This is a genomic window from Secundilactobacillus angelensis (genome assembly GCF_012641075.1).
Lineage (GTDB): Bacteria > Bacillota > Bacilli > Lactobacillales > Lactobacillaceae > Secundilactobacillus > Secundilactobacillus angelensis.
In genome coordinates this window covers 1-25,594 of the sequence record NZ_JAAXLJ010000023.1, presented here as the reverse complement: position 1 = coordinate 25,594, position 25,594 = coordinate 1, and the positions used below count along the sequence as shown (strand labels likewise).

Sequence of the window (25,594 nt, the reverse complement as noted above, 5' to 3'; positions counted from 1 at the left end):
GTTGTCCGGTCAATCAATTTCGGAAAATTGTAATGAAATTGTGAGAATGAAGCACCAATGTCATACAGGACAAGAGAATCGTTCAATTTACAGCAAGCAACAGTTAAAATTTGGTGTAATTCGACCAGATTAATTGACCTTCAGAGTCAGAATCATTAATCTATGTCTAATTAGTGAAATGAAAAGGAAGTGTTTGCTGTGCGGAACAGAGGTTGGCTGACCTGGATTACGCTGGGATTAGTGGTTGCGTTCGTCCCAATGGCCGTTGATTCAAAACCGGCACCAATTAATTTTACCAGTCAAGTGACGAAGCTGATTGAACGAGTTGACCCGAACTTCAGAGTAACGACTCAGCAGACACAAAAGCAAGAATCGTCATCCAGTGATACGCCGATTGAATCAATCGTGCAAGGTCGGAAACTTTCACGGACTTATTATTATCATTTTGATGCCAACGTTTCGGCTAGTGCTAAAGCAGTTTTTGAAAATGCGGTAAACGTTTATAATCAAACGGGTATTGTCAAATTGGTGCCTGGTAATGCCACCACGAGGCAAAATGAGATCACGTTCTTCGTTTATTCAAAACAAATGTCATCCGGGAACTCCAATGGCACCACAACCATGATTGAATCGGGCCACGGTGGGCCGCAAATTACTCAGCAAACCGGTTGGAATGCTTATACAGCCAATCATGCTCAGGCTGGTTTAAACGTCTATTATCCGTCAGCTGCGATCAGAAAGTCGGTTGCCATTCATGAATTAGGGCACGCCTTGGGATTAGATCACAGCCGTGACCGTCATTCCGTGATGTATCCGGTAGATCAAGGTAATACTAGTCTCTCAACGGGGGATATCGGTGCGTTGAAGTCGATTTATGATACGGGAGATAATCAGTAATGCAAAACGTAAGTAAGCAACAACAAGCAAAATGGCTTGTTATTTACCATATCATTGTGGCCATCTTGGCGATTATATCCAGTGTATTAGCCATTCTGATGATGGTGGATTTTAAAGTCGGTGTCACCGGTAAGATCATCTTTCAAGGGTTATTAGCCTTCTTTGCAATCGACTATGTTGTTCGATTGATATTTACTAAGAATCGAAAGTGGTTCCTGATTAATAACGCTTTTGATTTATTGGGAATCTTGCCCATGCACCCGGCGTTTTCACTCTTTCGGTTGGCGCGGATTCTGCGGATGGTTCGCACCCATCACATCTTTTGGAAGTTAGGCATTTCTGGCAAGTGGACTCGTGATCTTCACCGGTTCACTTACGATACAGGGTTTATTTACCTGTTTACCATTAGTGTGGTCATCATCTGTGTTAGTGCGTGGCTATTTTCCATTGTGGAGCATCAAACCCTATCTCAGTCGCTGTGGTGGGCGCTGACGACAGCCACTACGGTTGGCTACGGTGACGATTCACCGCGCACTGCCTGGGGAAAATTAATTGCATCCGTGCTAATGATTGGCGGTGTCGGTTTTATCGGGTTGCTAACAAGTACCATTACCGATTTTTTCACGGACCGAACCGGTCAAGAAGATGCCCAACAGCAACAAAATGAGGCGCTCACAAAACAAATCGAACAATTAACACGAGAAGTATCACTGCTCTCTAAAAAAGTTGATAAAATGCATAAATAGGTGCCAAACAAAAAAGGTTCAGATCCTTCGGAAACGAAGAATCTGAACCTTTTAATATTTATCGATTAAAGTTTAATACCAATGGTGTGCTTGCCAGAAACTTTTGGCGTGTGTCCAAGTACCATAACGGCTGCTGACATACTTGTTAGCAGCTTTTTCCTGGTTAACTGCACTATAGTCACCGTGAAGGTAGGCTCTTAATAACTGGTAACGGCCGTAACAGTTTCCGTTACGAGCGGTGTAGCTATAGCGAGATTCATGGTAGGCAATCCAATTCTTAGCCGCTTTTTGAGTCTTTGATAAATTAGCATTAATTGCGGCAATCTTTTTAGCTTGGTTAGCTGAGACTTTGGTTGAGGCCTGTGCAGTAATTGTTTGAGTTTGAGTACTGAAGCTTGACGTCACGTTGGTTCCCATCCCAAAGGCGAACCCGAAAATTAGTAAGAATGATGCAAGTTTCATTTTTATATTCGCTTTTGACATAACTTTTAAAAATCCCCTTATTTGTTTATCACTGTTGAATAGCATACACGGGAAATGTTTCAGTTATGTTAACCGACAATTACCAGGAGATTAAGTTATGTGACAAAATCCAGATTATATCTGCTTTTGAGTTGTAACAAAAGAGGTTCCGGACTGTAACATTGCAACAGTCTGGAGCCTCTAAATTAAAATCATGTTGGATTACTTAAGTTGACCAGTTTCTGGATCATAACCCTTTTCAGCAGCACGTTCACGCAGACCAGTTTCAATGTCTTCAAGTGAACGGTTACGAGTTTCAATAGCCTTCTTGTGCACGAACCAAATAGCGAATACACAGAAGAGACCATAAACGAGAAACAGACGGGCGATACCTTGACCTTCAGGGTTGGCAACACCCTTTGGTTCGAAGGCAACCAGTAACACAGTAAAGGTTTCGGAAACACAGAAGTTAGCGAACCAGTTCACTGCGGCACCAAATGAGTTACCTAATCCACGGATGTTCAATGGGAAGGCTTCACCAATCATCAGCCACATTACAGGGCCCCAAGTTGCTGAGAAGAAGGCGATGTAAAGCGTTAATGAAACAACGCAAACCCATGAGCCTAAGTTTCCGTTACCAGCGTGTAACAGTAACATAGCAGTTGACATGGCGAACAGTGAAGCAGCCATCCCAATAGCACCACCGATCAGCATTGTTTTACGGTTAATTTTATCCATGATACTTACGGCAATCGCAGTAACAATCACGTTAAAAATACCGATTACAATATGTGATTGAAGGGCAAAATGAGTACTAAATCCGGCTGAAATGAAGATCGTGGGGGCATAGTACAGAACGGTGTTGCAGCCCATGACTTGTTGCAAAACAGCTAACCCAATAGCCATTACCAAAACTGGACGGGCAATTGGTCCAAACAATTCTTTCCAACCGCCTGAAGGAATAGCAGCTTGAACTTTGATATCGTGTAATTCCTTTTGAACGAGGTTTTCATCTGAACTGAACCGACGCAAAACACTGAGAGCACCATTTTCGTCTTTCTTTCTGACAAGGAAACGAGGTGATTCAGGTAGGTAGATGGAACCAATCCAGAGAATGGCAGCAGGTACGGCTGCTAACCCTAACATCCAACGCCAACTGATACTTTCTGAAAGGTTTAAACCACCCTGTGGTGAGAACCATTCGTTAAAGACATAGGCGAAGAAGATACCGGTCATAACCATTAATTGGAACAGCGACCCGACAGTACCACGCTTTTCAGCTGGGGCAAGTTCGGCCAAGTAAGTAGGAATCAGTGATGATGCGGCACCAACGGCAATACCTAAGCAGAACCGGAAGGAAACTAGTGAAATATATTCTGGTGAAAAGGCAGAACCTAAAGCAGCAAAGAAGAAGATGATTGCTGCTGTAATAAGTAAGTGACGGCGCCCAAACCTATCTGACAATGGACCAATAAAGGCGGCACCGAACATAGCACCAATTGATGTAGATGCTGTAAGGAACCCATACTGGAATGACCCATTTGCGATATTTAATTCGTGACCAATGAATAGCATGGCACCGGAAATAACACCGGTATCATAACCAAAAAGCAAACCACCCAAGGCACCAAAGAAATAGATGACGCTTATGGGCATGTGATGCTTAGTAGCTGCGTTTGACATAGACGAATCCTCCTATCAAAAATATGCTGGGTTACGTGTGAAATAATAATTGCGGTAACCGCTTCCAAATAAATATAAAAAATAAACCACTGTGAGTTGGTTTGATAAGTTGGTTTAGAAAAGCAACTAACTAACCAAAGGGAATTATACTCACTTGTGATTTCAAATGCAAGCCCTTTCATTAGTTAAAATCTGATATATTTGATAACTGTATTAATAGCTCGATGACCGATATAAAATATATACCTTCCTTAATAGCTTATAAACACTATTATGACGGGAACCTAATAAAGAAAATGGGTTAGCGTAATTTGAAATTAAACTTGAGAATTGATTTTTCGTCAGCCTATATAAAAAAGACGACTAGTCAAATAATGATTAGTCGCCAATCAATTTAATAGTTTATGAACACTTATTCAGCGTTGACGGTAACTTCGATATTACCCTTTGTGGCTTTAGAGTAAGGGCAGATTGTTTCTGCGATTGCCATGTATTTCTTGGTATCCGCTTCATTTAAACCTTCGATGTGACCAAAGAGATCAACACTAATGTGAAAATTAGGCTCATTGCCTTCTTGATATAGGGAGACTTTTGCACGAACGGTTGGCTCAGCAGATACGCCAGCCTGTTGCAAGGCGATGTCTAATGCACCATTAAAGCAGGAAGCAAAGCCAGCAGCAAATAGTTGCTCTGGATTAGTTGAGTCTTTATCAACACCGGGAGTACCAATTTTAAAATCCCACTTACGATCATTTGACCAAACTTCACCTGCACGGCCACCCTTGTTTGTCATGGTTGTGGTATAGAGCTTCTTTGCCATTGAAATTACCTCTTTTCAAGAATTTAAATTGTGTACAATCTAAGTATACCTATTTCCTTAGCAAAAGCAATTAAAACGGTTACATCATTTTATTTACAAAAGGTGGTTCCACTAATATACCGGGAGTTGGTGAGCATCAGCAAAATTTATGTCACTAATCATAAGTGTTACAATTAAACCAGAAATATGTAAAAAAGTTGTTCAAGATTATTGCAGAGAGGAAGAGATAAAACCGATGTTTTTATCAATGGAACATCTCAACAAGACATACCCTGGCGGTAAAGTTGCCGTGGAGGATTTTAACCTGGAAGTTGAAAAGGGCGAGTTCGTATGCTTTATTGGGACTTCTGGATCTGGTAAGACGACCACAATGCGGATGATCAACCGAATGCTGCAACAGACGTCCGGAACAATAAAAATCAACGGCACAGACATTAGTCAAATGAACCCTGTAGAGTTGCGCCGTAAAATCGGTTACGTGATTCAAAATATTGGTCTGATGCCACACATGACAATTCGTCAAAATATTACCCTTGTGCCACGATTATTGAAGTGGCCGCAAGATAAAATGAACCAGCGTGCTAAAGAAATGATTAAGTTAGTTGATTTACCAGAAGAGTTTTTGGACCGTTATCCATCAGAACTTTCCGGTGGGCAGCAACAACGGATCGGTGTTGTCAGGGCCTTAGCAGCTGATCAAGATATCATTTTAATGGACGAACCCTATGGCGCTTTGGATCCGATTACCCGTGAGTCGCTGCAAGATTTGATCAAAGACTTGCAGGAACGTCTGGGTAAGACAATCATTTTTGTGACCCATGACATGGATGAAGCCTTGACTTTAGCGACCAAAATCGTTGTTATGGACGGCGGTAAAATTATGCAGGTCGCTTCGCCAGATGAAATTCTGCAGCATCCTGCCAATGAATTTGTGGAAAATCTGATTGGGAAAGATCGGCTGATTCAAGCTCGACCAAGTATCACGACTGTTGGCCAAGTGATGTTAAAGAACGTGGCTTCGATTACGCCAGACAGATTGCTGAAGGAAGCGCTGAAGACCATGCATGATCGGCGGGTTGATTCACTGCTGGTCACTGATGATGGCGGGACCTTGAAGGGCTATTTGGACATTGAAGATATCGATTATAACTTTAAGACGGCCACCAGTGTCGGTGATGTGATGCACGATGATGTGTTCTACGTTAAGTCCGACTCATTGGTCCGGGATACAGTGGAAAGAATCCTCAAACGGGGCTTTAAAAATATTCCCGTTGTGGATAATGACAAAAAATTAGTGGGTATCGTGACTCGGGCAGCGTTGGTTGATATTGTTTACGACGCACTTTGGGGTGACGACGACAAAAAGACTGATAGCGAGGACACCCAAGCTGCGACAACTGCGGCTGACCAAGGTGGTGACGCTCAATGATGCACTTTTTAGCCGTTTATGGTCTGCCCTTGGTGGGTAAAACCTGGCAGCATATTTACATTTCAGGAATCTCACTTGGACTAGGTGTCATTTTTGCTGTACCGTTGGGCATTGCCCTGACTCGTACGAAACGGACTGCCAACATCGTGATTTCAATTGCTAGTATGCTGCAAACTATTCCAGCGTTAGCGCTACTGGCCTTCATGATTCCAATCTTTGGGATCGGTGTTAAACCAGCGATTGTGGCGTTATTTATTTACTCCTTGTTGCCAATTCTGCGTAACACCTATATTGGTATGAGCGACGTGGATCCCTCATTGAAAGATGCGGCCAAGGGGATGGGGATGACCAATTGGCAATCAATCATAAAGGTTGAAGTGCCGTTGGCCGCGCCCGTGATTATGTCAGGTATTCGACTTTCAGCAACATATGTGATTGCTTGGGCAGCTTTGGCATCATACATTGGCGCCGGCGGACTTGGTGATTTTATCTTTAACGGGTTGAACTTGTACCGAACGGATTTGATCCTCGGTGGTTCAATTCCCGTTATTGTTCTGGCGTTGGTTGTTGACTGGCTGCTTGGTAAAGTTGAGGCTGCCTTAACACCACGGACTTCAGAAGAATAGGAGGGAAACCATGAAAAACATCAAAAGATGGCTGATCATGCTTGGCTTCTCCTTCCTTTGTGTGGTTGGATTAGCTGGTTGTGGCTTTCCGGGATTAGCCGGAAGCGGCAGTAACACCATTCGAATTGCGTCACAAAATACGACTGAACAGCAGATCATGGCTTATATGTTACAGGATCTGATTCAGCATGATACGAAACTGCACACAACGATAATCAATAATTTAGGTTCCGCAAATGTGTCATTTAATGCCTTGAAGAATAATCAAGCTGACATTTCAGCAATCCGGTACGTTGGTTCTGATCTGACTACGATTATGGACAAACCCGTAGACCGTAATCCGGAAAGAGCGACTCGGACAGTTGAAAGTCATTTTAAAAATCAGTATCATATGACGTATTTTAAATCGTATGGTTTCGCTGATACTTACGTTTGGATGGTGACTCAAAAGACCGCCAAGCGCTATCACTTGAGCAATGTCAGTGACCTTAAATCAGTTGCTGGTAAAATGAACGTCGGTATTGACCAAATTTGGTTAAACCGAAGAGGCGATGGCTACGACGGTTTCCAGAAAACGTATGGTTATAAGTTTGGTGCAGTTCACCCAATGCAGATTGGACTAGTGTATGATGCGGTGGCTGCCGATAAGATGGATGCCATTTTAGGTTATTCAACGGATGGCCGGGTTGGCAGTTATAATCTGAAGATGCTCAAAGACGATAAGCACTTCTTCCCGCCATATACGGCAAGTGCCGTTGCAACGAACAAGGTTCTTAAAGCGCATCCTGAGCTGCGACCAGTGATTAATAAGCTCAGCGGTAAGATTGATTTAAAGACCATGCAAACACTGAACTATAAAGTTGATAACGACTTAATGGAACCAGAAGTCGTTGCCAAACAATATCTGGAACAACATCATTATTTTGAAGGGAGTGGCAACTAAATGACTCATTTGAATCTTTGGGAACAGTTGCTTTACTATTACGGGCACAACGGCCAGTATGTTCTATCGCAATTTTCGCGTCACTTCTTGATTTCAGCATACGGCGTCATTTTGGCAGCAATCATCGGCATTCCAATCGGCATCTTTATCGCTCACCACACGCGGTTAAATGGCGTGGTAATTGGTATCGCCAACGTGATTCAAACGGTGCCTTCACTGGCTATGCTGTCGATTATCATGATTGGTTTAGGACTAGGGGTTAACACTGTTATCGTGACGGTGTTCCTTTACTCGCTGCTACCAATCATTAAGAACACAGATGCTGGCATGCGCGCCGTTGACCCAACCTTGCTTGATGCCGGGACTGGCATGGGGATGACCCGCTGGCAGTTGCTGCGATTGGTGGAAATTCCACTGTCAATGTCCATGGTGATGGCTGGTTTGAGAAACGCTTTGGTCTTAGCCATCGGGATTACTGCTATCGGTACCTTCGTGGGCGCCGGTGGTTTAGGGGACATCATCATTCGTGGGACTAACGCCACGAACGGAACGGCCATTATTCTGGCTGGTGCTTTGCCAACAGCGTTGATGGCTATCATCCTTGATCTAATCCTAGCTTGGGTTGAAAAGAAAGTGGCACCAAACGCACAAGGTGCGAAGGCGGGCGCATAGAGAGCGGAGGGTAAGGCTACCTGCAACTCACTGTCCGACTGGGCCCGATTAGACACGAAAAATTAAATAATCAATTTCATTCAAACATCCTGATTACAGCTATGACAGTAATCAGGATGTTTTTGTATTGAACATTTATATTTTTAATGTTATATGGGTCACAAGCTATGCTGAATTTAACTTATTAAAATAAAGCTAAGCTAGTAATAAAGGTTGACGAATAAGTAATGAGATAGTACAATGTTTAATTGTGAAATAAATAACAATTAGGAGTGGAAGATAAATATGGCAAATCAAAAAGTTGCATTAATTACTGGTGCGGGTCAAGGTATTGGAGAAGGTATCGCTTTACAATTAGCTAAGGATGGTTTCGCGGTATCACTTGCTGGCCGTCATTTAGATAAAGTTCAAAAAGTTGCTGACAACATTAATGCTGATGGCGGTAAAGCAATTGCCATTGAAGCGGATGTTCAATACAAGAAGCAAGTCTTTGACGCAGTTGCAAAAACTGTTTCAGAACTCGGCCAACTTGACGTTTTCGTCAACAACGCCGGTATTGCTCACGTTGCCCAAGTTTGCAACACTGAAGAAGAAGATTTAGATCGTCTGTTGGACATCAACGTTAAAGGGACTGTCTTTGGTATTCAAGCTGCTGCTGCCCAATTCAAGAAGCAGGGTACACCAGGTAAAATCATCAATGCATCTTCAGTTGCCGGTCACGAAGGCTTTGAATTATTAGGGGCTTACTCCGCAACTAAATTTGCCATCCGTGGGATTACCCAAGCTGCTGCTAAAGAATTGGCACAAGATAAGATTACTGTTAACGCATATTGCCCAGGTATCGTGCTCACACCAATGTGGGACCAAATTGATGCTGAAATGGGTGAACTGCATAACGTTGCTCCAGGCGAATCAATCAAAGCTTACCTTGATGGCATTGCATTAGGTCGTGGTGAAACACCAGCTGACGTTGCTAACTTAGTATCATTCTTAGCCAGCGAAAAGGCAGATTACATCACTGGTCAAGCTATTATGGTTGATGGTGGGATCGTGTACCGCTAAAAACGATTGTAATTTAAAAAGGCGTTTAGCTCCGCTGTTTTTAAAGCGGGCTAAACGCCTTTTATTAACTTCTCATCACACCAAGTATCTTCACCTGATAACTACCATTCGGTGAACTAATACTAACCACATCACCGATGGTATGATCCAGTAACGCCTGTCCAATCGGTGACGACAACGAGATTTTATTATGCGCAATGTCGGCTTCAGGATCACCAACTAGTTCAAAGGTTTCTTCAGATTGGTCGTCTTCAAATTGCAGTGTGACGCTTTTGCCAATTTCAATCACGGCGTTATCAGCCGGCGTATACACTTGAGCATACCGTAATTGCTTTTCCAGGTAGCGCAATCGGCTTTCCAAATGGCGCAGGTCACGCTTAGCAGCACTATATTCAGCATTCTCAGATAGATCACCAAGTGCACGGGCCTCTGAAAGTGCTTTGATTCGACTTGGCCGTTCTTTTTTAACAGCTTCGATTTCTGCTGCTATCCTGTCATAACCAGCCTGAGTGACTTTGTTAAAGTACGGTTGCATACGAAAACTCTTTTCTAGTCAATTTTTGCTCCCAGGACGTGTTCAAAGTGGCCTAATGCCCACTCTTGGCCTGCAGGGGTCAGCGCTGCGACACCGTCTTGATGGACGATGATATTGTAATTCAGATTGTAGGCATCCACCGCGGTATGAAGTACACAAATATCGGTGCAGACGCCGACTAAATGTAAGGTATCAACGTGGCGTTCGCGTAGGCGGATGTCTAAATCTGTTCCTGCAAATGCACTGTAACGCGTCTTGTCATACATATAGACTTTTTCATCATTTTGATGTTCTTCAAACCAGGGCTTAAGCTGACCGTAAAATTCGCGCCCCCAAGTTCCCCGGACGTTGTGCGGTGGAAACAGTTTCGTTTCCGGATGATAGGGATCGTTTGGTTTGTGAACATCAGTGGGTAGGATCACCCAGCTATCATCAGCTTCAAGTTGATCTGCCAATTTAATAATTGCCGGTTCCAAGACCTGCCCTGGTGTACCACAGGTCAAAGCACCATCGTCATGTACAAAATCGTTCGTGTAATCAATAATCAGTAACGCTTCGTTTGCTGCCATATTGTATTGCCTCCGAATGTTTAGTTAAATTGACGTAGAAATTCTGATAACTTACTGAGCCCCTTTTTCAAGGTGACTTCATCAGTACAATACCCTAATCGTGCGTGTCCTGGCAAGTCAAAACGCTCCCCAGGGACCAATAAAACACCGGTTTCTTTCAATAGGCGTAAACAGAAGCTTTCAGTGGACTCTGGAATGTCAAATTTGATACAAGAAGTAGAAACTGCTTGAGGAAAAACGGCAGTGACATGAGGTTCTGAAGCCACCCAGTTTTTTAGAATCTCCAAATTGTTTAAAACGAGTTTGCGGTTACGTGCCAGTATCTGGTCTTTATGCTGCAGAATGTAAACGGCCAGAATATCGTTCCAGACACCGCCACAAATCATGGTGTAGTCGCGGTATTTTCTAAATAAATCCGACACTTCTGTGCTAGAAACGGTCCAGCCAATACGAACTCCTGGAAACGAATACGTTTTTGACAGTGAGTTAGTTGCAATACCGCGATCATAGAGATCCACGATGGAAACAAAATTATCAAGATCGTCTAGTGGTTGGTAAACTTCGTCGATTAGGACGTATGCACCGACTGTTTTGGCTATCTCGACAACTTGCTGTAAGAAGGCTCTATTTAAGAACGTACCTGTTGGATTATTAGCGTTATTCAGGCAAATCATCTTGGTGTTCGGGCGGATGAGTTGTTTCAGTTCATTAATATCCGGATACCAGCCATCAGCTTCGTGGATATGCCAGAAATCAACGTCGGCTCCAAGTGAGCGGGGAATATCGTACAATTGCTGATAGGAGGAGTATTCACTGATAACGTGATCACCAGGTGCAATCAGTGAATAAAGTGCCAAATAGTTAGCACCTGTTGCGCCATTAGTTTGCAACACTTGATTAGGGCTCACATGGTCATAAAGTTTGCTGACAAGCTTCTTGAATTCTGGTGACCCTTCAATCCAGCCGTAGTCCATTTTAGTGTGTGCCAGTTGGTCGTAAAGCACACTTTCGTCATCACCAGTCAATGTGAGTAATTCGGCAATGGTCATTGAATCAATCGTACTTTGAGAGATATCATATTTAGCGCTTTTTTCCCACCGGTTGAGCCAGCTTTCAACGCCAAATTCTGCGATTTTCATAGGAAACTCCTTTTGTGATGTTAAAAAATTTTATTTTTGGACGAATAATGCTATCTTTATTAATGTTTTCAAGTAAACGAAATACATGAAAGCTGTTGCGTTAATTAACAATAGTGTACAATAGAATGAAATTAGAGCAAAGGGAGGGACAGCAATTGTCGAGTGCAATCCGCAACAGAATGCAGTTACATCAACAAAACATCCAATCGGTACTGGCTGAAGTTTTTAACCATCAACCGATTTCAAGAATCGAGATTTCACGCAACTTAGCACTCAACAAGTCCACCGTCTCCGCTCTGTACAGGGACTTAAAAGAAGCGGGTTACGTTGAAGAGCTCGGTGAAGGTGATGCCTCCAACGTTGGTGGCCGCAAGCCGGTTCTGTTAGCAATTAACAGGCGGTATGGCTACACGATGAACTTCGATTTCGGCTACCGTCATTTACACGTGATGCAAAATAATTTATCCGGTGATGTGCTGTCGTATAAACAGATCAATGTGCTGGGGTTAACGATCAAGCAAATTTTGCCATTGATTGACGTTGAACTGGATAAGGTGGCAGCCAAGGATAAGACCAGCCACGGATTGTTAGGAATCAGCTTTGCCATTCATGGGACAGTTCTCGATAATCAAGTTACGTACTCGCCATTTTTAGATATGGAACAAGTCGACCTAGCTGATTATTACACGCAAAAGTTTCAAGTGCCAGTGTTACTTGAAAACGAAGCGAACGCGGCCGCTGTTTATGAACGAGATTTTAATAAAGAAAACGATCGGCTTGATAACATGGTGACTATCAGTATTCACCGTGGGATCGGTGCTGGATTGATCATTAATCAGAATCTGCATCGAGGAACCCATGGTGAGGCCGGTGAAATTGGTCGGTCGATTCCGGTTGGTGGTGATTGGTCAGGAACGCCTCGAAAGGTTGAAGATTTCTGCTCAGAAGACGCAATCATCAACCAGATTCAAACCCAAAAAGGGGCCGAGAACATGACCAGGGATGATGTGGTGCGTCTGTTCAACGAAGGCGATGAAGTGACCAAGTCAGCTTTGAACCTTTTTGTTAAGAGCGTGGCGGCAATCATTTATAACGCTGCTAATAATTTCGATCCAGACGTGGTTTTCTTGAATTCACCATTACTAGAAGAATTGCCGGAATTAGAACCGCAAATTGAAAGTTTTTACGCGCAAACCGCGCCAACGATTCTCGTTCCAATCAAATTAACCAAGAATTCCCACTACGCAACTTTGCTGGGAGGATGTGCGTTAGTCACCCGGCAGGCGTTGGGGATGGAAGAAGCTAAGTTAAACTTCGACGCCCAAACTTCAGTTTTATAAGACTTAAATCAGGCACAATTAATTTTGTTCCTGATTTTTTTGTGCTGATTTATCCCCGTTATTATTGAGTTTGTCGCACTCTTAAGAATGATAACGCTTTAAAAGGGCTTGTATTTTTTGATGTAAGCGCTATACTAGATTTTGTGAGTTGGTTGTTTGAACAAACTAATCTAAACTGATTTTAATACAATAATATTAGGAGGCTTCTTCATGGCTGAACAACTATGGGACATGGATAAGATTAAGTATGTTGGTAACTCAAATTTAAGTTCTGGTGCTGAATTTCACTATTACAACCCAGACGAAGTTGTCGGCGGTAAGAAAATGCGTGACTGGTTACGATTCTCTGTAGCATACTGGCACACATTTGATCAACGTTTGGTAGACCCATTCGGTGACGGAACTGCAATGCGTCCATACGACAAGTACACTGATCCAATGGACAACGCATTAGCTAAGGTTGATTACGCATTTGAATTTTATGACAAATTAGGTAATGACTTCCTTTGCTTCCATGATCGTGACTTAGCTCCTGAAGGTGATACTTTACGTGAAACTAACAAGAACTTGGACAAGGTTGTTGATCGGATTGTTGAAAACCAAAAGACCACTGGCATGAAGGTATTATGGAACACTTCAAACATGTTCACTAACCCTCGTTTCGTTGCTGGTGCTGGTACTTCACCATATGCTGACATCTTTGCTTACTCAGCTGCTCAATTGAAGCACAGTTTGGAAATTGGTAAGCGTGTCGGTTCTGAAAACTATGTCTTCTGGGGCGGCCGTGAAGGTTACGAATCACTCTGGAACACTAACATGAAGTTGGAACAAGAACATGCTGCTAAGTTGTTCCACATGGCTAAGGATTACGCTAACGAAATTGGCTTCGATGCACAAATGCTGCTCGAACCAAAGCCAAAGGAACCAACGACTCACCAATATGACTTTGATGCCGCAACTACCATCGCATTCATGAAGGAATACGACTTGGATAAAGACTTCAAGCTGAACTTGGAAGGCAACCATGCTAACTTAGCTGGTCATACTTACCAACACGAAATCCGTGTTGCTCGTGAAGCTGGCTTACTTGGTTCATTGGATGCTAACCAAGGTGACAAGTTGATTGGCTGGGATATTGATGAATATCCTTCAAACCTTTACGAGACGACTGCTGCAATGTACGAAGTTCTTGAAAACGGCGGTATCGGCCCTCGCGGTGGCTTGAACTTCGATGCTAAGCCTCGTCGTTCATCATTCGAAGCAAACGACTTGTTCTACGGTCACATTGTAGGTATGGATAGTTTTGCTGCCGGCTTACGTGTTGCAGCTAAGATGAAGGAAGACGGTGTTCTTGACAACATCGTTAAGGAACGTTACAGCTCATACAATTCTGGCATTGGTGCCGACATCGAAAGTGGCAAGGCAACCTTCAAGACCCTTGAAGATTACTCACTTGACAAGACCCAAGCTGAATTACGTGCCGCAACTTCTTCAGATCACTTGGAACAAATCAAAGATACAATCAATCATTACATTGTTAACGTTTTAGGCAAATAATGTGATTTAAAAGAAGCAGCCAGTGGACCGATTGTCTGCTGACTGCTTTTTTAGTTGGTATACTGGTTATAAAGGAGCTTAAATATGAACGAATATGTATTAGGGGTCGACTTGGGTACTAGTGCCGTTAAGGTATCAGCTATGAACCGTGACGGTGAAATCGTTGCCCAGCAAAGTTTCGACTATCCATTGATTCAATCTCGTCCTGGTTATAGTGAGCAGAATCCCGAAGACTGGGTATCTGGCACAACAGTAGCCATTGTTCGATTGATTTTAGACGATCACATTAAGCCGGAAGAAATCTCTGGTATTAGTTTTTCCGGTCAAATGCACGGGTTGGTGTTGCTTGATGCCAACAACCAAGTTCTGCGACCAGCCATTCTTTGGAACGATACGCGGACATCCAAACAGTGTCGCGAAATTGAAGATAAACTGGGTTCAGAATTCATCGATATTACTAAGAATAAAGCTCTTGAGGGATTTACGTTGCCTAAGATGCTTTGGGTCAAGGAAAACGAACCAGACATCTGGTCACAAGCTAAAACCTTTGTATTACCAAAGGATTATGTCCGTTATCGGATGACTGGTAAGTTGGGGATGGATTATTCCGACGCCACTGGGACTGTGCTTTTAGATGTTAAGAAGGGTCAGTGGAGTCAAACGATTTGCGATACCTTCGATATTTCAATGTCTATGTGCCCACCATTGATGCGTTCAATCGATTCAGCAGGGACCGTATCGAGCAGTTATGCCGTCTTCTCTGGCTTGGACACTCACACCAAGGTCTTCGGTGGGGCAGCTGATAACGCTGCCGGAGCTGTTGGTGCTGGTATCTTGTCACCCAACATGGTCCTTTCAAGTATCGGGACTTCTGGTGTTGTATTGAAGTATGAGGAAGATCCAACCGTTGATTATCACGGTGTCCTCCAATTCGAAGATCATGCCATTCCTGATTCTTATTACTCCATGGGTGTTACCTTAGCGGCTGGGTATTCATTAAACTGGTTCAAGCGGACCTTCGCCAAAGATGACTCATTTGATGATATGGTAGCTAGTGCTGCTGAATCAACTGTTGGGGCTAACGGGTTACTTTACACGCCATACATCGTCGGTGAACGAGCTCCTCATGCGGATGCAGACATTCGTGGCAGCTTTACAGGCGTTGACGGTACCCACAAGAAGACCGACTTTGTTCGGGCTGTTCTGGAAGGCATCATCTTCTCATTCAAAGATATCATGGATATCTACGACGAGAACGATAAGCAGTTTGATACTGTTGTCGCTATCGGTGGCGGTGCCAAGAGTCCGTTGTGGCTCCAAATCCAAGCTGATATCTTCAATAAGAAGGTTGTTAGCTTAACCAACGAGCAAGGCCCTGGTATGGGTGCTGCAATGATTGCTGCCGTGGGTCTGGGTTGGTTCAAGGACTTCCATGAATGTGCTGAGAAGTTCGTGCACTTTGGTAAGACATACTTACCAAACCCTGATAACGCCAAGAAGTATGATCAACTGCACAAGATTTATGCGCAGGTTTATGATCAAACGAAAGGTATCAGTCAACAGTTACTTGAATATCGTCGGGCAAATAATTAGATGCGTAGAGGTAAGAAGTTCACTGCTTATTTGAATTAAATCATAATCAAAAGGCGCTATAATCGTGACCTCAGTAGGCCGGCGATTGTAGCGTCTTTGTGATACGATTATTTAATTTAAATTAAAGATGGGTAATTTCTTATATTCATTTTAGTTTGAGGTAGTATACTTTGTCATTAATGAGATTATGGAAGGGGAGGGAGCAGTATCAATACGACACTTGTTTTCCAACTGCCGGTCTATATTGACTGGCTTGATCGTGATAATCAGCGTCATCTGACTACGGGCTTGCAGCTGGAAACAGCGATCCATGAGCTGTTGCTGTCGCAGAGTCCGTGGACGGATGAGTGGCATACCGATGTACCCTACACCTCTGGTAACAAGCAAGGGACTGCAAAATTAGCGGCGGTTCGTGCGGATCATCAGCATCACCGGGCGATTTTGACTATCCGGTATCATCAGCCAGCTATTAGCGGCCATGATTCTCGTCAGTTAGCAGAAATTGTGGCGGTGTTTCTTAAGACAGTCATGAATCGCTTTTGTCAGCGGACCGTTTTTGGTGTTGAGAATGCCCGTCTTGCTATTCGAATTGCTTAGCTCCCTTATCAACACTCATTAATGCAATGGTTCCAACAATTAAAAATACAAATTTTGGAAGTGATCGATACATGCCTCAAGCTAACATGGAACCCGAGGAAATAATTGAACAATTTGGTCTGCCATCTTCCCAGGAGATTATTCAAGCATTGGTAATCTCTACAGATGTGTTGGAAAAAGAAGTTGCTTGTTTGAAAGACTTTCATAAACAGGGGAATAATCCGCCCAGTTATTTAAATGTTCGTAGCATTAAAGAGTTCATCGAGGATGAATATGATGGTTTTGTCCAAAAGCTATATAACCGGGCCGAAACTGAGATTTCGTATGATGATATGTTAAGTTCGTTTAAGCAAATGATTAATCAGGATTTAGCAAATTACGTCGTTGTTAAAAATACCGGTCGGGCATACTTAGCCGATGAGAATGATCGGACATCGTTAAAAGTCAAATAAAGAATCATTGATCAACTGCCGGATGGTGGTCGATCAATGATTCTTTTTAGATGGTAATGGCTTTATTGCCCAAGTTTGCACGGATTTCCGCAAATTGCTGGTTGGATATTTTTTCAGTCTGGTTCGTCCAGCAGTCGTTCACTAGTACAGCATTAGCGTCATAGCCAATCAAGACCAGCGCGTGAGTATGGAAACCGTCAAATTCCCCCACCCACACTACGACTGGCCGGTTCTGGTCAATTTGGGCTTTCAAAGCTGGCAGGTCAGCACCCGTTAAATCCGTTGCGTGCCCCGCGTACTTGGTGATGAGCGCAATTAATGCAGGCGGGTAAATGCTATTGCCGTTTTCGGTAAAGGGGTCGCCCACAAAACCCTTATTGCAGTCGGCATCATCGTATGGCATTTCTTTAGCAAGTTGAACCTTGCTGACGTTTGCACCGGCGTATTTCAGCAACATGGTGACCGCGGTAATTTCACAGCCGGTTGGCAATTCAGGGCGTTGAGTAATCAAAGGGACATTTAGTTTTCTCATTTATTTGCAACCTTTCCTTTTCTATGAGCATAACAGAAAATTGATGGTTGATACAAGTAATACTGATCTTTAGGTGCTTAGCGGTATCTCACACATCTGATAATAAGTATAACAATTAAGCAGACATTAAATAAATATGTGTATTTACTCATAAATGTGATAAAATATGAGTAACGTTGTTGTTGATTTGATGAGTGTCTAGGAGGAAAAGGATATGAAGTTCAGTCCAAAATGGGCAGTAACTGCTAGCCTAGCAAGTCTAGCGTTAATACTCAGTGCGTGTGGCTCGAATAGTAGTTCGAGCAAGAAACAGACGTTTACAATGCCAACCGACAGTGAATTATCAACCATTGATCTGTCAAAATCCACTGCGTTAGGTACGTTTGACATGTTGAATAACACCAATGAAGGGCTATACCGTTTAGGGAACAATAGTAAACCTGAAACGGCATTGGCTACCAAGATGACACAGACGAATAATGGCCGTCATTACGTGATTGACCTGCGTCATAATACTAAGTGGAGTAACGGCGATACTGTGACTGCTAAAGACTTTGTATATTCTTGGCAGCGGACAGTTAATCCTAAGACCGCGTCACAGTACTCATACCTGTTTAGCGGCATCAAGAACGCGGATGCCATTTCCAAGGGTAAAAAAGCCCCTGATACCTTGGGGATTAAAGCTACTGGTAAGTATCAGCTAACCATAGATCTGGATTATCAAATTCCTTACTTCAAGCTGTTGCTTGGGTTCCCAGTATTCTATCCGCAGAACCAAAAAGTCGTTGATAAATACGGCAATGGCTACGGGACTAGAAGTGACCGAATGGTCTACAACGGACCGTATAAGCTTACTCATTGGAACGGGACTGGTACGACCTGGACACTGACCAAGAACAACACTTATTGGGATAAAAAAGCCGTTAAGATGAGTGCTATCAAGTATCAGGTCGTTAAGGACAACCAGACGGCCTTGAACCAGTATAATTCTAAGAAGCTGATTGGTGCGCCATTGACAGGGAACCAAGCTAAAAACCTTAAGCATAACAAGGACTTAATTGCCCGGCCGCAATCCAGCAGCTACTACCTTGCTTTGAACCAGCACATGAAGTTATTCAAGAACCTGAAAATTCGTGAAGCTATGTCCATGGCAATCGATCGTCAGCAGATTACAAAGAAGGTTCTTGGTGACGGTTCAATTGTTAATAATAGCTTTGTTTCTAAGGGATTAGCTACCAACCCTAAGACTGGCAAGGACTTTACTGAAGATACCACTGCGCCGGCCTCTATGAAATATAATCCAGCTCAAGCGAAAAAACTATGGCAACAGGGACTTAAGGAGACTGGGATTACAAACCCTAAGTTCACCATTTTAGGTTCTGATACTGATGCTGGTAAGAAGATTACGGAATATCTGCAAAACTCCTTTGAAAAGAATCTGCCAGGATTAAAGGTTTCCGTTTCAAATATTCCGTTCCGTACTGAATTGGCTCGGCAAGCTTCACGTAACTACCAAGTGACATTTGCTAGCTGGTTTGCGGACTTCTCAGATCCAATCACGTTCTTGAACATTTACACCAAGAACAACCCAAGCAACATTTCCGATTGGTCCAACAGTACGTATGACCAGTTGATTAAGGCTTCCTCAACAACGGATGCTAACAAGCCAGAGCAACGTTGGGACGATTTAGTCAAGGCCCAAAACATCCTGTTGAAGGATCAGGGGATTACCCCACTGTATCAATCTTCAGCACCATGGCTGTTTAACCAGAACGTGAAGAATGTTGTGTATAACTCGGCCGGTGCCAACTACAACTTTAAGACAACTTACGTGAAGTAGTTAAGGCCCAATCAATTTTAAAACTTAATCCCCGTTCTGATGACGTTTATCAGGACGGGGATTATTTTGGCCATAATTGCTTAATTCTAAGCAGTCAGCATTGGTAATGAACCAGGTTACGTTGGCTTTTGAATATTTAAAATGAATATTCATGAATGTTCTCTCATTTGCTTTTAACTTTAAACTTTTTAAGAAAAACGTCGGGCACTATCCAAACGTGTTTGAATAAGTCTTTAATCGCTTTAAAATCGAGCTGCTAGTTGAACTAAAAATGATTAAATTAAAAAACAATTAAATTAACATGTGTATTTACTCATAAGTGTGATAAAATATGAGTAATCGTTGTTGTCCTTTGTTGAGTCGTTTAGGAGGAAAAACAGATGAAATTCAATTTAAAATTGACGGTTACCGCTAGCTTGGCGAGTTTAGCGTTACTGCTCAGTGCTTGTGGTTCAAATAGTAGTTCGAATAAGAAAGAAACCTTCACCATGCCCGCTGACAGCGAGTTGTCAACGATGGATCTTTCCAAATCCACAGCCCTGGGAACCTTTGATGCTCTGAACAACACCAACGAAGGTTTATATCGTTTAGGAAAGAACAGTAAACCGGAAGCCGGGTTGGCTACCAAGTTGACTGAGTCCAACCAAGGTCGGCACTATGTGATTGAGGTTCGGAAGAATACTAAGTGGAGTAATGGTGATCCCTTGACTGCCAAAGACTTTGTATATTCTTGGCAACGGACCATAAATCCTAAGACCGCTTCACAGTATTCATATCTGTTTAGTGGCATTAAAAACGCGGATGCAATCACGAAGGGTAAAAAGGCTCCGGATACGTTGGGGATCAAAGCCACGGGTAAATATCAATTAACGATTGATCTGGATCACCAGATTCCTTACTTCAAGTTGTTGCTTGGCTTCCCCGTCTTTTATCCACAAGATCAAAAGGTAGTTGATAAGTATGGCAACAACTATGGGACTCGAAGCGACCGGATGGTATACAACGGGCCGTACAAGTTGACCAAGTGGAACGGGACTGGGACGACCTGGACTCTCACAAAGAACAACAATTATTGGGATAAGAAAGCCGTGAAGATGAGTGCTATCAAGTATCAAGTTGTGAAGGACAGTCAAACGGCGATGAACCAGTTTAATTCAAAGAAATTAATTGGTGCACCGTTAACAGGGGACCAAGCGAAAAACCTCAAGAACAATAAGAATTTGATTTCACGGCCACAATCATGTGCTTACTACATCGCGTTGAACCAACACATGAAATTATTCAAGAACTTAAAGATTAGAGAAGCAATTTCCATGGCAATCGATCGCCAACAGATCACTAAGAAAGTTCTTGGTGACGGTTCATTTGTTAATAATAGTTTTGTTTCTAAGGGTTTAGCCACCAACCCTAAGACGGGTGCTGATTTTACAGCAGACGCCACTGCACCTGCTTCCTTAAAGTACGGCCCTGCTAAAGCAAAATCATTGTGGCAACAGGGGCTGCAGGAGACGGGGATTACTAATCCTAAATTCAACATCATGTGTGGTGATAGCGAGTCGGGTAAGCAAGTGAGTGAATACGTTCAAAGTGCCTTAGAGAAGGAATTACCGGGACTCAAAGTTACCATTTCCAGCATTCCGGCTCGAACGGTATTGTCGCGGCAAGCTTCTCGTCAATATCAGGCAACCATGGCCAACTGGTTCGCGGACTTCTCAGACCCAATCACGTTCTTGAACATTTATACCACGCACAACCCAAGTAACATCTCTGACTGGTCAAACAGTACGTATGACAAGCTGGTCAAAGCTTCTTCAAGTACGGATGCAAACAAGCCAGAACAACGTTGGGATGACATGGTTAAAGCCCAAAATATTCTGTTGAAGGATCAAGGTATCACACCACTGTATCAATCCTCTGCACCATGGCTCTTCAGTCGAGATGCCAAGAACGTTATTTACAATTCAGCGGGTGCTAACTACAACTTTAAGACGACTTATCTTAAGTAGGTTAAAAAACAGCTGATAATTTCCGAGCAGAAATTATCAGCTGTTTTATTGTGATCCTATTAGTTGTGATGTAACTTAGTCAATCTTCACAACCGCTTTCGAAACATCGGAGACCTTATCTTCTAGTACATCTGCCACTTGTTCAAGGTCAAGCTCGTGGCTGATCAACGGTTCAACGTTAACTTTGCCACTAGCTAGTAGCGCAATGGCGTCTTCAAAGGCATTTGGATTGATAAATGAACCTTGGATGGTCAGTTGTTTTTGATACACTTCGTAAGTATTCATTTGGAAGTGTTGGTCAGGTTTACCGACACCAAACATGAGAACCTGTGCACCTTTGCGGGTCGCTTCAATAGCTTCTTCTTGAGTCTGTGGCAGCCCAACAGCTTCAACAACGACATCATAGTCGCTAGGAATCATATCACGATTGGTGTTGTAAATGTTAGTAACGCCAAATCGATCCTTGTTTAACTGTAATTTGGCATCGATAATTCCTGCAAGATCGACTTGATGGACACCATATGCTTGTAAGGCTTGGACGAACAGTTGTCCCATGAAGCCGTCACCAATGATCAGCGCCTTTTGATACGGTGTTAACTTTAATAGTTGCACACCGTGAACGGCGCAAGAAAGTGGCTCAATTGTGGCGCCAGCTTTTAAAGAAACAGTATCAGGCAAGTGATAAACCACTTCTGCCGGTGCGGTGAAGTATTCTTCCAGACCACCATCACGAGTGACACCCACAGCAGATAAATGATCGCATAGTTCTGGACGACCAGTGCGACAGTAGAAACATTTGCCACAGTAAATGTTAGGGTCAACGGTGACTCGATCGCCGACTTTGAATCCTTCAACATCGCTACCAACTCCCGCAACGACACCTGAGTTTTCGTGGCCTAAAACGATTGGGGGTACGGCGTTGGCCGATCCTGGCAAACCATTGTACAGTGCGTGGTCGGTGCCGCAAATGCCTGCGTATTTAGTGTTAACTAAAATTTCATCCGGTTTTGGTGTCGGTTGATTGAGATCTTGAATTTCCATTTGCTTTGTTCCAGTTAAGACGAGACTCTTCATCATAATCGCTCCATTTAACTAATTATTTTTTGATTGTGTCATTTCTCGATAAGCTAAGGCAAAATTACCGAGGGTCGCTGATCCGTTGTTTGGCGCAAGCGGCATGGTAATGTAATCCTGCAAATTGCCAACGTCTTGATAATCGTTCATTAGCGCCGCAAACTCATGACGTACTTTCTTCAGGAAGGGTTCACTGACGACTCCGCCACCAAAAACAATTTTTTCTGGGCGGATGTGGAGGGTGGTTTGCAAGGCAGCTTGAGCCACGTAATAGGCCATGATATCCCAAACGTGATCGGTTAGTGGGATGTCTTTTCCCTTTTTGCCAGTCCGAGCCTCAAAGGTTGGTCCAGCTACCAGACCCTCCAAGCAATCACCGTGATATGGGCAGATGCCCTTAAAATTTAAGTCATCTGGATGGCGTTTTAGGCGAACATGGCCAACTTCGGGATGGCCCAAAGTGCCAATAAAGCTGCCATTTAAGACGGTGCCAGCGCCGACCCCCGTACCGATGGTGTAATAGGTCAGTGCACTGATTGTTTTCTTTGCTGACTGTGCCAGAATATATTCACCATAGACGGATCCGTTGACGTCGCTGGTCCAGTAGATTGGTAGATCCAGTGCCGCTTTGAGCATTCCTAAAAAGTTGGTGTTAGGCCAACCAATCTTGGGTGTGTCAGTAACGTAACCGTACTTTGCGTTGTCCCGCCGAATTTCGATTGGACCAAACGAGGCTATCGAAATCGCCTGTAAGCCAGGAAAATTCTTAAAGAAATCGATTGATTTTTGAATCGTTTCCTTCGGCGACGTTGTTGGGTATTGAATTTGTTCTTTGACCTGGTAATTTTCGTCACCAACGGCACAGACAAATTTGGTTCCGCCAGCTTCGATACTTCCTAATAACATATTGTTCACCACTTAGAGATTTATTTAAATGCAGACAAACTGTTTTCAATATCTAATTTAGCATGTTATGTCGAGGAAGACTCAATTTTTTTGAAGACTTTTTCAGAACTTTTTAAAAACTAAAGTCGAAGCAGTGATCTTAACGTCGTAAGAAAGACGAACACATATAAAGTTAAAGGTAATAATTAACGTTCTAGAGCCCAAGACTGTTAAATTTTGGACCAACGATATTATTTCAGCTATAATCATACGTATAAATTTAAATTTGAGTTGATTTATACTAATAAATATCATACAATAAAATCTGTAAGCGGTTTATTTAATTGCTTTATAGATAATAAAGCATTCGGAGGATTTGAAATGGATATTAATCATGGTAAAGAAAAAATCGTTGCCGGACAGGTAGCACTTGGTATAGAGCTTGGGTCTACCCGTATTAAAGCTGTTTTGGTAACAGATGATTTTCAAACCGTTGCCTCAGGTGATTTCAACTGGGAAAATAAATTGGTCAATAACATTTGGACCTATCCAGTTAATGAAATTTGGCAAGGTATTCAAACAAGTTTTAAGGAAATGGCAGATAATGTACAAAAAACATTTGGCGTTCCACTTAAAAATATCGGTTCAATTGGGATTAGCGCGATGATGCATGGCTATATGCCGTTTGATAAAGATGGCAACCTTTTGGTACCGTTCCGAACTTGGCGGAATAACATTACTGAACAAGCGTCAGATGAATTAACCAAGCTATTCAATTTTAACATTCCACAACGTTGGAGTATCGCCCATCTCTATCAAGCTATTTTAAACCAGGAAGATCACGTCAAAGACATTAACTTTATCACTAGTTTAGCTGGTTATGTGACCTGGAAGCTTTCTGGTGAAAAGGTTTTAGGTATTGGCGATGCGTCGGGTGTCTTTCCGATTGATGATGATACTCAAACCTATTCAAAAGATATGATTGACAAATTTGTCCAATTAAAGACAGTTAGGCAATATATCTGGAATTTAAGTGACATTTTGCCACAAATTAGGAAAGCAGGCGAGACTGCTGGCAAGTTGACCGAAGCTGGCGCAAAACTGCTTGATCCAAGTGGCACACTGCAAGCAGGTTCATTAATGGCACCGCCTGAGGGAGACGCTGGTACTGGGATGGTCTCCACTAACGCCGTGCGTAAACGGACAGGGAACATTTCAGCAGGAACTTCAGCTTTTTCAATGGTTGTTTTGGATCAGCCAATGAACAGTGTTCACCGCGATATTGACATGGTGACGACACCGGATGGCGCTCCAGTTGCAATGGTCCACACTAATAACTGTTCCTCTGATATCAACGCTTGGGTTGGCTTATTCAACGAATTTGCTAAAGAGATTGGCATTAACTTAAAACCCAACGACTTATATGGGGCGCTATTCAATAGTACTAAACGCGCTGATGAAAATGCCGGCGACTTACTAAGCTATGCTTACTTATCTGGCGAGAATATTACTAAGATGCCAGCCGGTCGGCCAATGTTTGTTCGGACCCCAAACAGTAAATTTAGTTTACCGAATTTCATGAAGGCACATCTGTATTCTGCATTTGCACCTCTAAAAATTGGAAATGATATTTTGGCCAACGAAGAGCACATTAAAGCCGATGTATTCATTGCCCAAGGTGGTTTGTTCAAGACCCCAGAGATTGGGCAGCAAGTATTAGCTGATGCATTGAACACACCGATTACGGTTATGAGTAATGCGGGTGAAGGTGGTCCGTGGGGCATGGCTGTACTAGGACTATATACCTTCGCTAAAGCTAATAACGCTGAAGCTGAAAGTTTAGCTGACTTCTTGGATAATCGTGTCTTCGTCGACCCTCAGAGCACTACAGTAGATCCAAATGCTGCCGGTGTTGAGGGTTGCAATGAATTTATTGAGAAGTACAAGAAAGGCCTCAACGTTGAATTAGCAGCTGTCGATGCAATCGAGTAGTAGCCAAACACTGTTAAATTAGTTAACCAAATAGTTATTAATAAAAAGGAGATTTTATATTATGTTAAGTACTCCAGATTACAAGTTCTGGTTTGTTACCGGTAGTCAATTTTTATACGGTGACGAACAATTAAAGTCCGTTG

At 42.9% G+C, this 25,594-nt stretch carries 25 protein-coding genes; 16 read left to right on the top strand and 9 right to left on the bottom strand.

Features of this window, described 5'->3' with window-relative positions; all coding sequences use genetic code 11:
• Positions 1–198 precede the first annotated feature (198 nt).
• Together HC026_RS10650 and HC026_RS10645 are read left to right on the top strand one after the other, a co-directional pair.
• Positions 199–897, top strand: coding sequence for a matrixin family metalloprotease (locus HC026_RS10650; RefSeq protein ID WP_240891083.1), 699 nt, complete (start codon positions 199–201; stop codon positions 895–897).
• The gene (locus tag HC026_RS10645) at positions 897–1,643 is read left to right on the top strand and encodes a potassium channel family protein (protein ID WP_168925910.1); all 747 of its coding nucleotides are present in this window, start codon (positions 897–899) and stop codon (positions 1,641–1,643) included. Before HC026_RS10650 ends, HC026_RS10645 begins: the two co-directional genes overlap by 1 nt.
• Positions 1,644–1,715: 72 nt before the next feature.
• Here the strand turns inward: HC026_RS10645 and HC026_RS10640 are convergent, their stop codons facing one another.
• The 3 genes from HC026_RS10640 to HC026_RS10630 all read right to left on the bottom strand — a co-directional run bounded on the left by HC026_RS10640 (position 1,716) and on the right by HC026_RS10630 (position 4,608).
• Positions 1,716–2,126 carry an aggregation-promoting factor C-terminal-like domain-containing protein gene (locus tag HC026_RS10640; RefSeq protein WP_240891079.1) on the bottom strand — a complete coding sequence of 137 codons (411 nt, stop codon included), beginning with the start codon at positions 2,124–2,126 and terminating at the stop codon, positions 1,716–1,718.
• A gap of 201 nt (positions 2,127–2,327) precedes the next feature.
• Positions 2,328–3,788, bottom strand: a complete 1,461-nt coding sequence (locus HC026_RS10635) for a sugar porter family MFS transporter (RefSeq protein WP_168925908.1) — start codon at positions 3,786–3,788, stop codon at positions 2,328–2,330.
• 412 nt (positions 3,789–4,200) lie between these two features.
• Positions 4,201–4,608 carry an Ohr family peroxiredoxin gene (locus HC026_RS10630; protein ID WP_168925907.1) on the bottom strand — a complete coding sequence of 136 codons (408 nt, stop codon included), beginning with the start codon at positions 4,606–4,608 and terminating at the stop codon, positions 4,201–4,203.
• A gap of 235 nt (positions 4,609–4,843) precedes the next feature.
• Between HC026_RS10630 and HC026_RS10625 the strand changes: the two genes are divergently transcribed.
• The 5 genes from HC026_RS10625 to HC026_RS10605 all read left to right on the top strand — a co-directional run bounded on the left by HC026_RS10625 (position 4,844) and on the right by HC026_RS10605 (position 9,340).
• Positions 4,844–6,037: a betaine/proline/choline family ABC transporter ATP-binding protein gene (locus HC026_RS10625; protein WP_168925906.1), complete on the top strand. Its 1,194-nt coding sequence runs from the start codon at positions 4,844–4,846 to the stop codon at positions 6,035–6,037.
• Entirely contained in the window at positions 6,034–6,663 is a 630-nt protein-coding gene (locus HC026_RS10620) for an ABC transporter permease (RefSeq protein ID WP_168925905.1), read from the top strand. The genes HC026_RS10625 and HC026_RS10620 overlap by 4 nt, the downstream gene beginning before the upstream one ends.
• Before the next feature lie 10 nt (positions 6,664–6,673).
• Positions 6,674–7,606 (top strand): osmoprotectant ABC transporter substrate-binding protein, encoded by a 933-nt coding sequence (locus HC026_RS10615; protein ID WP_168925904.1) that lies wholly within the window; start codon positions 6,674–6,676, stop codon positions 7,604–7,606.
• Positions 7,607–8,278, top strand: coding sequence for an ABC transporter permease (locus tag HC026_RS10610; protein WP_168925903.1), 672 nt, complete (start codon positions 7,607–7,609; stop codon positions 8,276–8,278).
• Positions 8,279–8,563: 285 nt separating this feature from the next.
• Complete coding sequence (locus HC026_RS10605) at positions 8,564–9,340, top strand: acetoin reductase (protein WP_168925902.1); 777 nt, start codon at positions 8,564–8,566, stop codon at positions 9,338–9,340.
• Between the two features lie 64 nt (positions 9,341–9,404).
• Here HC026_RS10605 and greA read toward each other — a convergent pair whose 3' ends face one another.
• Genes greA through HC026_RS10590 form a run of 3 tightly spaced genes read right to left on the bottom strand, consistent with a single transcriptional unit; the run spans position 9,405 to position 11,583 of the window.
• Entirely contained in the window at positions 9,405–9,875 is a 471-nt protein-coding gene (gene greA / locus HC026_RS10600; RefSeq protein ID WP_168925901.1) for a transcription elongation factor GreA, read from the bottom strand.
• Positions 9,876–9,889: 14 nt separating this feature from the next.
• Positions 9,890–10,444 carry a cysteine hydrolase family protein gene (locus tag HC026_RS10595; RefSeq protein ID WP_168925900.1) on the bottom strand — a complete coding sequence of 185 codons (555 nt, stop codon included), beginning with the start codon at positions 10,442–10,444 and terminating at the stop codon, positions 9,890–9,892.
• A 20-nt stretch (positions 10,445–10,464) separates the two neighbouring features.
• On the bottom strand, positions 10,465–11,583 hold the full coding sequence (locus HC026_RS10590) for an aminotransferase (RefSeq protein WP_168925899.1): 1,119 nt from the start codon (positions 11,581–11,583) through the stop codon (positions 10,465–10,467).
• A 155-nt stretch (positions 11,584–11,738) separates the two neighbouring features.
• On the opposite strand from HC026_RS10590, the gene HC026_RS10585 reads away from it, so the two are divergent.
• The 5 genes from HC026_RS10585 (at position 11,739) to HC026_RS10565 (ending at position 17,122) form a co-directional block, all read left to right on the top strand.
• Positions 11,739–12,923, top strand: a complete 1,185-nt coding sequence (locus HC026_RS10585; RefSeq protein ID WP_232843728.1) for an ROK family transcriptional regulator — start codon at positions 11,739–11,741, stop codon at positions 12,921–12,923.
• 210 nt (positions 12,924–13,133) lie between these two features.
• Positions 13,134–14,480, top strand: coding sequence for a xylose isomerase (gene xylA, locus HC026_RS10580; protein WP_168925897.1), 1,347 nt, complete (start codon positions 13,134–13,136; stop codon positions 14,478–14,480).
• An 84-nt stretch (positions 14,481–14,564) separates the two neighbouring features.
• A complete protein-coding gene (xylB, locus tag HC026_RS10575) occupies positions 14,565–16,073 on the top strand; it encodes a xylulokinase (RefSeq protein WP_168925896.1) in 1,509 nt (502 codons plus the stop codon).
• Positions 16,074–16,361: 288 nt separating this feature from the next.
• Positions 16,362–16,670 carry a hypothetical protein gene (locus tag HC026_RS10570; protein WP_168925895.1) on the top strand — a complete coding sequence of 103 codons (309 nt, stop codon included), beginning with the start codon at positions 16,362–16,364 and terminating at the stop codon, positions 16,668–16,670.
• 71 nt (positions 16,671–16,741) lie between these two features.
• Positions 16,742–17,122, top strand: a complete 381-nt coding sequence (locus HC026_RS10565; protein ID WP_168925894.1) for a hypothetical protein — start codon at positions 16,742–16,744, stop codon at positions 17,120–17,122.
• A 46-nt stretch (positions 17,123–17,168) separates the two neighbouring features.
• Here HC026_RS10565 and HC026_RS10560 read toward each other — a convergent pair whose 3' ends face one another.
• Positions 17,169–17,654 carry a C39 family peptidase gene (locus HC026_RS10560; RefSeq protein ID WP_168925893.1) on the bottom strand — a complete coding sequence of 162 codons (486 nt, stop codon included), beginning with the start codon at positions 17,652–17,654 and terminating at the stop codon, positions 17,169–17,171.
• A gap of 214 nt (positions 17,655–17,868) precedes the next feature.
• On the opposite strand from HC026_RS10560, the gene HC026_RS10555 reads away from it, so the two are divergent.
• Positions 17,869–19,494: a peptide ABC transporter substrate-binding protein gene (locus HC026_RS10555; protein ID WP_168925892.1), complete on the top strand. Its 1,626-nt coding sequence runs from the start codon at positions 17,869–17,871 to the stop codon at positions 19,492–19,494.
• 380 nt (positions 19,495–19,874) lie between these two features.
• Positions 19,875–21,500 (top strand): peptide ABC transporter substrate-binding protein, encoded by a 1,626-nt coding sequence (locus tag HC026_RS10550; RefSeq protein WP_168925891.1) that lies wholly within the window; start codon positions 19,875–19,877, stop codon positions 21,498–21,500.
• A 75-nt stretch (positions 21,501–21,575) separates the two neighbouring features.
• Here the strand turns inward: HC026_RS10550 and HC026_RS10545 are convergent, their stop codons facing one another.
• Positions 21,576–22,574 (bottom strand): zinc-dependent alcohol dehydrogenase family protein, encoded by a 999-nt coding sequence (locus HC026_RS10545; protein WP_168925890.1) that lies wholly within the window; start codon positions 22,572–22,574, stop codon positions 21,576–21,578.
• Positions 22,575–22,592: 18 nt separating this feature from the next.
• The gene (gene scrK / locus HC026_RS10540; RefSeq protein ID WP_168925889.1) at positions 22,593–23,480 is read right to left on the bottom strand and encodes a fructokinase ScrK; all 888 of its coding nucleotides are present in this window, start codon (positions 23,478–23,480) and stop codon (positions 22,593–22,595) included.
• Positions 23,481–23,840: 360 nt separating this feature from the next.
• On the opposite strand from scrK, the gene HC026_RS10535 reads away from it, so the two are divergent.
• Both HC026_RS10535 and HC026_RS13185 read left to right on the top strand, forming a co-directional pair.
• Positions 23,841–25,451 carry a xylulokinase gene (locus HC026_RS10535; RefSeq protein WP_168925888.1) on the top strand — a complete coding sequence of 537 codons (1,611 nt, stop codon included), beginning with the start codon at positions 23,841–23,843 and terminating at the stop codon, positions 25,449–25,451.
• Positions 25,452–25,512: 61 nt separating this feature from the next.
• Positions 25,513–25,594 (top strand): hypothetical protein (locus HC026_RS13185; RefSeq protein WP_456300135.1); only part of this gene is annotated, 82 nt, incomplete at its 3' end.